Origin of the sequence: Nocardia sp. NPDC127579, assembly GCF_042672005.1 — a bacterium.
GTDB lineage: Bacteria > Actinomycetota > Actinomycetes > Mycobacteriales > Mycobacteriaceae > Nocardia.
This window is the reverse complement of the sequence record NZ_JBHXVZ010000001.1, coordinates 422,197-427,847: the sequence shown is the minus strand read 5'-3', so window position 1 is coordinate 427,847 and position 5,651 is coordinate 422,197. Positions and strand designations below refer to the sequence as shown.

The window sequence follows — 5,651 nt, the reverse complement described above, 5'->3', positions numbered from 1 at the left end:
CCGTTCCTTAGGAATTTCCTTGGCCGTCATAGTGTTCGGATATCCGCGCGCAAAGGATAATGTCCGAACGGTCGGATGTATTGCGTAACTGAGTCATCCGGGTCACGCCGAGATGTTCATCGAGTGAATCCGTGACAAGATGGCGCGGGACGGCACACGGGTGAGTCCGGGGACACCGGGTTTCGAAGATAGTCGAGGAGTACGAGCATGCCACCCAAGGAAGATGATGGCGGCGGCAGCGGATGGCTACCGCCCGAGGGGCTGAAGCTTGACAAGAATCCCTGGCCGGACATCAAAAAACGTGCGGGCAACAAGGATTGGATCCAGTTCGAACCGGGCGCCGCGGTGAAGTTGGGGCAGGCGATCTCCGACCTGAAATGGCGGATGTTCGAGCTCCGAGGTAATGCCCAGACGCTCACCTGGATGCCGGACTGGTCGGTGCCGGAGATCGCATCCGGCCCGGCGCTCGCCAAGGAATTCGCCAAGCAGGGGACCGAAATGTATCGGATCCTCGACGCGCATCACAAGATCCTCGAGGACATGCTCGATAGCATCGTCGCGGCGGGCAAGAACATGGAGACGGCCGAGACGGGGAATGTCGACGATCTCCACAGGCAGCTGGACACGATCTCGTCCGATTACAAAGGAACCACGCACGCGCCGATGGGGACCGTCCCTGATCCGTTGGATCAGCGTACGGGAGACGATCCCTGGCATGATCGGAAAAGCAAGCAGGTCGATGATGTCGGTCGAGTGGTCGTCAAAGACGGAAAACGTCGATATGACACGGAAGCCACCAGATATGATCCCGGTGAATATGATAGTGGATTTCATGTAAAAGATAATCGGAAGCAGCCGAATATCGCCAAGGGAAAAGGGAACGTTTCCAACACTATCGGTGAGTCGCAGGGCAAGGAATGGGAAACCCTGCACGCGAACCGAAGTTACCTGGAGCGGCACGACCCGGCCACCTGGGTGAAACAGGATGCGGGTGAGTGGAAGATAATCGGCGATACGCTCAAAGAGGCTGGTACCACCTTCAACACCATAGCCTCCGAGGTGTTGAATTCGGCCGATGTGGAGGGCGACAAGACCTGGCAGGGTGACGGTGCCGGGGCTATCAAAGCCGCGCTCAAGGGGTATGTCGCCGCCATGGAGCCGCTCGCGGCGGTCGCGAATCAATACGAGCCGCTGTTGAATTACGTGACCGAGTACTTGTCGGACACCAAGAAGTGGGGCCCCTCGGCTCCGACCGAAGATCTCGACCCTGACTACTATCTGACCGACCGACAGCAGATGTTCGGTGAAACATACGTTCGGGGCGCCAACTTCACGGCGAAGAACATCCCGAAACTGGTCTACCCGACCGAGGCGTTCAACGACATCCCCCCGATCTTCCACTCCCGAGACAAGAACAAGGACGGCAAGCTCACCGGGAAAGAGAAGATCCCCGGGGACAAGAACAACGACGGCAAGCTCACCGAGGCCGAGCGGAAGGCATATACCAAGGCGCAAGGCCCCGGCCCGGGCCCCGGTGGCCCCGGCCCCGGCCCCGGACTGGCGAAAGCCAAGACGGGCCCCGGGCCCGCACCCGGCATGACGCCGGAGCAGAAGAAGCAGCAGCGCGAGGCGGCGGAACGCGCACGGAAGGCACAGGAAAAGTCGGATCGTTTCGCGGAGGAGCAGCGCAAAGACGCGGCGCGGCGCGCGAAAGCCCAGGAAGAGTACGAAAAGAAGCAGCGCGCGGACAACGACCGACGGCAGTCCGAAGCCGAGCAGCGCGCCAAGGACTCGGCGGCCGATCAGGCTGCCTACCAGCGTGAGATGCAGGAGAAGGCCAAGCAGCAGCAGGCCGACTCCGCTGCGAAAGACGCTGCGTCGCAGGCTCAGCGGGCCGCGCAGGAAGGTCTGCAGGCGGCACAGCAGGCCGCGCAGGAAGCCCTGGCCGGTACTCAGCAGGGCGCCACCGAAGCACTGGCAGCGGCGCAGCAGGCCGCACAGAGCGCTTTGAACGGCAGCGGTATGCCCAAGATGGGTGATCTGGCTGGCAAGCTCGGCGGCCCCGGGCCGGGCCCCGCCACGGCAAAGGGCTTGGGGCTCACCGAAGCCGCAAAGCTGTTCCCCAGGGCGGGTGCGGCCACCGCCGCGACCTCCGGAACGGGTCTCGGTGCGCTCGGCCGCGCCGGCGCGGCCCCGGGGCAGATGGCGCCCGGATCCCCCGGCCCCGCCGGGGCGGCCGGTCAGGGCGCGGGCCAGGGACAGCAGGGGCACAAGCGCCCGGCCTATCTCGAATCCGACACGCACCTCGACGAATTGCTCGGTGAAGCGCCGAAGGTGGTGCGACCGGTGGTCGAACAGTGAGCCGCACCTGGAGGTTCACCGACACCGAGTTCATGGCCCTGTGGTCGCGAACGCAGGGCACGGTGCTTCCCCGGCCGTTCACCTACGTCACCGACATGCAGACCGCCGACGAATACGAGTACGCGCTGCACCAGGTTCGGGAACGGTGGCGAGGCAAGGAGGATCGGTTGCTCGACGAGATCACCGAGACGGTCCTACAGCCGGACATCGGGCTCGAGGTGCGCGGGTTCGACGAGCGCGAGTACAAGCGTCCGGGTGGTTGGGTCCGTGTGCTCGCGGTCCGCCGGGCCGACCGCGCCTATGTGCTGAAACAGGTGACCGGCAGAACCTTCGAGCGTGCCGAGGCGTACACGGTGACCGAATGCGATCCGCTGGCGCTGGCCGACGCGGTGGTGGACGAATTGCCGAAGGTCGACCCTGGGAAGCAGGGCAGCATCAAGCTACCGGCGCCCAAGGGCGAGGAGATGATCGATACCAGTAGGTCGGGCCTCTGGGACGAGGCCTATGGCGACACCATCTCCTCGCTGTCCGGAGAACGGTTCGAGAGCACCGTCGCGGCATCACGCGGGACAGTGCGCGTATTCCAGGGGCTTTCGGTGTTCGGACCTCGCGGACGGGTCAGCTTCGAAATCAAGTGGCGGGATCTGCCCGATGATGGCAGATATCTGATAGGCCCGGATCTGCCGCCGGTCGCGCAGCCTGCCGATCAGAAGAAGTTCGTGACCATGATCAACAAGGAGATCGCGAAGATCGTCCAGACCATCAGGGATGAGCGAGTATCGCATCGTGCGTGACAAATAATCGGATGACTCCCGCGCGGAGGCCGGTTACGGTGAGCCCAGGAATAGCGAACGGGAGGCGCTATGGTTGGGGTACTACCGTCCTGGAAAGAGCTGGCCAAACCTGGTGTGGTTCAGCTCGATCCGGGGTTGGCGAAGCAGTTGGCCGGGGCCGCCAGCGATTTGGCCGGTGTCATGCTGGCGGTCAAGGCGGTTGTGGACGGAATCTCCACGATGGAGCCGTTCGTGCCGAAGCTGTCCGGGGCCGATTTGGCGAAAGCGTTGAACGACCGCAGAACCCGGGCCGGCGAGTTGCTCGATCAGCACGTCACGGTGCTGGGCGATATGCAGACCGCGTTCGTGAACGCTGGAAAGGCGTTGCTGGGTGCGGATGTTCGGTCGGCGGCCGATCTCGAGGCGATTCCGCGGGATCGGTCCGGGTTGCTGGGTACCGCGAACGAGCGATTGGACAGCAAGATCGCCTCGTATCGGTACGAGATCAGCGATTACAGCAAGGACAATCAGCTCGAGTTCCAGCTCAAACACACGAAACCCGCTGATCTGCTGAAGATCTTGCCGCCCGCGTCGCGATATCAGCAGGGCGGTATGCGATTCGAGGGCGCGAATCTCACCCCCGACTATTACGGCCTGCATTTCGGCGCTCCCGAACTCTTCGCCATGCGCGAGGCGGGTTACCACAATATGCCGATCCAGGAGAATGCCAAACGCTGGGGCTGGGTCGCGAAAACTCTGGCGCGCGAGTCGGAGAACCTGCTGACCCTCATGAACGGCATCGGTGACAGATGGCAGGGTAACGGGCGCGACGCCGCAGGCAAAGCAGTGCAGATCTATGTCGGTTCGACGATCGCGCTGGCGAACGAGACCGTGTCGATGAACGACGGTTTGACCAATGTCGCGTCCTGGCGGCGCGTGCTCTCGCATCGTCTCTCCGAGGCGGGGTGCATCGGGGACCCATCCAAGATGGAGTTCTCGAAGGTGGAGCAGGCTGTCAAAGCCGGGCAGGAGGTGATCGACGCGATCTACAAGCCCGCCGTCCTCGCCTCCGCCGCCGCGATTCCCGGGTTCACCCCGCCGGAAACCACGGTGAAACCGCAGGATCCGCCTGGCGGGAAACAGCCTTCGCCGAGCTCGCCCTCGCGCGGCTCGGGCACCCGGCCGGGCGGCGGCGTGATGCCACGTTCGACGCTGCCGAGTATTCCGGCCGGCACCCCGTCCACCACGCCGACACCGAATCCCGCGATGACCGGAAATGGTTCCGGCAGTGGCGATCTGGGCGCGCTCAGCGGCTTGGCCCAGCAGGCGGCGTCCGCCATCGGCGCACCCTCCGCGCAGTCGCCGACGGTGAATCCGTCCGGCGCGACACCGTCGACCACGCCGAAAACCATGGCCGCCAGCGCCAATCCGGCCGCCAAGGGCACCGGCGGTGCGAGCCCCGGCGGCGCGGGTGCGGCCACCCCGGCCAAAGAGCTCGGCAAGTCGACCAGCACCTTCCCGCGTGCGGGAACCTACGCTCAGCTCCCGCTGACCGCCTCGGCGGTGAAGGCCGCGTCCGCGGCCTCCTCGGCCACGCCGGGCACTCCGGGTGCCTCGGGCGCGGCCGGCCGCAATGCGGGCGAGGACAACCAGAAGCGCAAAATGCCGAGCTACCTGCTCTCCGAAGACGCTCTCGACGAGGCAGTCGGCGGCCCCCAGGTCGTGACCCGGGCGGTCGTCGAGGAATGACCGGCCGGACTTGGCAATTCAGCGACCTGGAGTTCGTGGTCGCCTGGGAGCCGATGAACAGCCAGTCGGTCCCCAGCCCGTTCGTCGTCACCAGCCGGATCCCGGACTACGAGGAGTTCGGCCGCCGCACCGCGGACATCCGCGAACGCCAGCGGTTCGAACTCGGGCCCGATGTGCGCGCCCTCCTGGAAACCCTTGCCCGCCCGGACATTCGGATCCTGGTCAACGGCAGAAAGGGACCCGAGGACGGCGACGTCATCCGCCTGCTCGCCGCGCGGCGCGGCGACACCGGCTGCCTGGCCACCCAGTCACCCGGCGAAACCCTGTGGCATGCGGCGGGTTTCACCATCGCAGAATGCGATGCCCTGGCCCTTGGACGCGCCGTAGCCGAGGCCCTCCCGGACTGCCCACCCGGCCGTCTGGGCCGAATCAACCTCCCCGAACCGGAGAACAACGCCGACTACATCCCGCGCGGACTCACCAAGGAACTCACCGAGGACCGCGCCCGCGAACGCGCCGACCGCTTCCACAAATCCACCGTCACCGGCTCCGGCCGAATCGAAATCACCCAGGGCAGTTCCCGTTTCGGGCCGCGGGGGATCGTCCGCCGCTGCGTCCACTGGCGCGACCTCGACGGCGACGGCCGCTACGCCGTAGCCGACCACGATCCCACCCTGGCGGTCGCCGTCGACCCAGCCCGCTTGACCGCTCTGATCAACACCGAGATCGCCGAGGTGATTCGGGTCATCAAGGACGAACGCGCCTGAG

At 65.2% G+C, this 5,651-nt stretch carries 4 protein-coding genes; all 4 read left to right on the top strand.

Going from position 1 to position 5,651, the window contains the following annotated elements; all coding sequences use genetic code 11:
• Window positions 1-207: 207 nt before the first annotated feature.
• Window positions 208-2,361 carry a hypothetical protein gene (locus ACFVMC_RS01995; RefSeq protein WP_379206012.1) on the top strand — a complete coding sequence of 718 codons (2,154 nt, stop codon included), beginning with the start codon at window positions 208-210 and terminating at the stop codon, window positions 2,359-2,361.
• Entirely contained in the window at window positions 2,358-3,155 is a 798-nt protein-coding gene (locus tag ACFVMC_RS01990; RefSeq protein WP_379206010.1) for an ESX secretion-associated protein EspG, read from the top strand. Before ACFVMC_RS01995 ends, ACFVMC_RS01990 begins: the two co-directional genes overlap by 4 nt.
• A gap of 69 nt (window positions 3,156-3,224) precedes the next feature.
• Window positions 3,225-4,883 carry a hypothetical protein gene (locus ACFVMC_RS01985; RefSeq protein WP_379206008.1) on the top strand — a complete coding sequence of 553 codons (1,659 nt, stop codon included), beginning with the start codon at window positions 3,225-3,227 and terminating at the stop codon, window positions 4,881-4,883.
• Window positions 4,880-5,650 carry an ESX secretion-associated protein EspG gene (locus ACFVMC_RS01980; RefSeq protein WP_379206006.1) on the top strand — a complete coding sequence of 257 codons (771 nt, stop codon included), beginning with the start codon at window positions 4,880-4,882 and terminating at the stop codon, window positions 5,648-5,650. The genes ACFVMC_RS01985 and ACFVMC_RS01980 overlap by 4 nt, the downstream gene beginning before the upstream one ends.
• The last annotated feature ends 1 nt before the right edge of the window (window position 5,651 follow it).